Annotated in this window: 2 protein-coding genes and 1 pseudogene; all 3 read right to left on the bottom strand. The window is 70.5% G+C overall.

Going from position 1 to position 2,318, the window contains the following annotated elements:
* Positions 1 to 120 precede the first annotated feature (120 nt).
* Positions 121 to 1,866 carry a phosphoenolpyruvate--protein phosphotransferase gene (ptsP, locus tag BGO22_RS11370; protein ID WP_286850907.1) on the bottom strand — a complete coding sequence of 582 codons (1,746 nt, stop codon included), beginning with the start codon at positions 1,864 to 1,866 and terminating at the stop codon, positions 121 to 123.
* Positions 1,867 to 1,948: 82 nt separating this feature from the next.
* On the bottom strand, positions 1,949 to 2,218 hold the full coding sequence (locus tag BGO22_RS11365) for an HPr family phosphocarrier protein (RefSeq protein ID WP_070401241.1): 270 nt from the start codon (positions 2,216 to 2,218) through the stop codon (positions 1,949 to 1,951).
* Positions 2,187 to 2,318, bottom strand: a pseudogene (locus BGO22_RS11360) (PTS sugar transporter subunit IIA); the annotation flags it as partial. The pseudogene BGO22_RS11360 and the gene BGO22_RS11365, both read right to left, overlap by 32 nt.

Genomic DNA, 2,318 nt, shown 5'->3' with positions numbered 1-2,318 from the left:
TGCTGTCGACCTGCACTTTGCTGGCGGTGCGCGGCGAATGGCCCAGTGCCTCGGTGCTGGTGGCGGCCGCCATGATCGTGGGCGCGGCGGTATTGGCCACGCGCGCGCGCTGAGACCGCCTCAGTCGACCAGCAGCGCGGCCGGGTCGTCGGACTGCAGCACGGTCTGCGCCCAGGCGGCCAGCTTGCCCGTGTCGCTGCGCAGGATTTGCTGCTTGACCGCGAGGATGCGCGAGGGGTGCATGGAGAAGCTGCGCAGCCCCAGGCCCAGCAGCAAGCGCGTGAGCGTCACGTCACCCGCCATCTCGCCGCACACGCTCACGCCCTTGCCCTGGGCGCGCGCCTGCGCGATGGTGCTGGCCACCAGCTGCAGCACCGCCGGGTGCAGCGGGTCGTACAGGTGCGACACGGCCTCGTCGGCGCGGTCGATGGCCAGGGTGTACTGGATCAGGTCGTTGGTGCCGATCGACAGGAAGTCGAAGTGGCGCAGGAACAGCGGGATGGTCAGCGCCGCCGCGGGCACCTCGATCATGGCGCCGAGCCGCACCTCGCCGAAGGGCACGTCGGCCACGGTGAGCTGGTCGCGCGCGCGGTTCACCAAAGCCAGGGTCTGGCGGATCTCGCTCGCGTGCGCGAGCATGGGAATGAGCAGGTTGACCGGTCCGTGCGCGGCCGCGCGCAGGATGGCGCGCAGCTGCTCAAGGAACATGGCCGGATCGGCCAGGCTCCAGCGGATGGCGCGCAGGCCCAGGGACGGGTTGAGGTGGTCGTCGCCGCGCGCGGCGCTGCGGTCCAGCGGCTTGTCGGCGCCCACGTCCACGGTGCGGATGGTGACCGGCAGGCCCTGCATGCCCTCGACGGCGCGGCGGTAGGCGCGGTACTGCTCCTCCTCGTCGGGCAGGCGGCCGTTGCGGCCCATGAAGAGGAATTCGCTGCGGAACAGGCCAACGCCAGCGGCACCGGCCTTGAGCGCACCTACCACGTCGTCGGGCTGCTCGATGTTGGCCAGCAGCTCGATCTTCTGGCCGTCCAGCGTGACGGCCGGCGTGTTCTTCAACCGCGAGAGCTTCTCGCGCTCGACCTCGCCCTGGCGCTGCTTGTAGCCGTACTCGGCCAGCACGATGGGCGACGGATCGACCACCACCACGCCGGCGTCGCCGTCGATCACCACCCAGTCGTCCTGGCGGATCAGGTGGCTGGCCGAGCGCGCGCCCACCACGGCCGGGATGTCCAGGCTGCGCGCCACGATGGCGGTGTGGCTGGTCTTGCCGCCGACGTCGGTGACGAAGCCGGCGAACACGCTCTGCTTGAACTGCAGCATGTCGGCCGGCGAAAGGTCGTGCGCAATGAGCACCAGCGGCTCGTCCTCGCTCGCGCGCGCGGTCGCGACGGCGGGTGCGGCGATCGGCGTGGCCTGGCCGCGCATCACGCGCAGCATGCGGTCCACCAGTTGCTCCAGGTCGGCCTTGCGCTCGCGCAGGTAGGGGTCTTCCATCTCGTCGAACTGGCGCGAGATGACCTCCAGCTGCGTGGTCAGGGCCCATTCGGCGTTGTAGTGCCGGTCCTGCACCCAGTGCTTCACGCCGTCGGTGAGCTGCTCGTCCTGCAGCAGCATGAGGTGCACGTCGAGCAGCGCCGCGAGCTCGGGGTGGGCGTCGACCTGGCCCAGGCCAACCAGGCCCTGCTGCACGCGCAGGATCTCCTCGGCCACCGCCTTGCGCGCCTGGCGCAGGCGCTCGATCTCGCCCTCCACCTCGTGCGCCGCGATGAGGCGGTGCGCCACGTCCACGCGGCTGGCGGCGACGATCACGGCCCGCCCGATGGCCACGCCTCGGGACACGGCGAGACCATGAACGGAGAACGTCATGTGTCGCCGCCGGAGCGCCTCAAGGCGAAGCCGCGCCCTCGGGGACCCTTGGCCCGCGAAGCGGCAGCGCGTGGGGGCCTCTTCATTCGCCCTCGCCGAACTTGTCGTTGATGAGGGCCAGCAACGCGTCCATCGCGGCGCGCTCGTCGCTGCCGTCGGTCTCGATGTCCACCGTGCTGCCCAGTCCCGCGGCCAGCATCATCACGCCCATGATGCTCTTGGCGTTGACGCGGCGTTCGCCGCGCGACATCCAGACATCGCTGATGAAGGTGCCCGCCAGCTTGGTGAGCTTGGCCGAGGCGCGGGCGTGCAGGCCCAGCTTATTGCTGATGGTCGCGGTGGTCTTGATCATGCGGGGATCGTCGGGCCTGGTTTTGCGGAGCGGTCACGGCCACCTGCATCACGCCCTGCGTGGCACCGATGATGGCGCGCGAGATCAGCGCGTCGAGCGA

The organism is Hydrogenophaga sp. 70-12 (genome assembly GCF_001897365.1).
In the GTDB taxonomy this organism is placed as follows: Bacteria; Pseudomonadota; Gammaproteobacteria; order Burkholderiales; family Burkholderiaceae_C; genus Hydrogenophaga; species Hydrogenophaga borbori.
The sequence above is the reverse complement of the archived record's forward strand: the minus strand, read 5'-3'. Positions and strand labels throughout refer to the sequence as shown.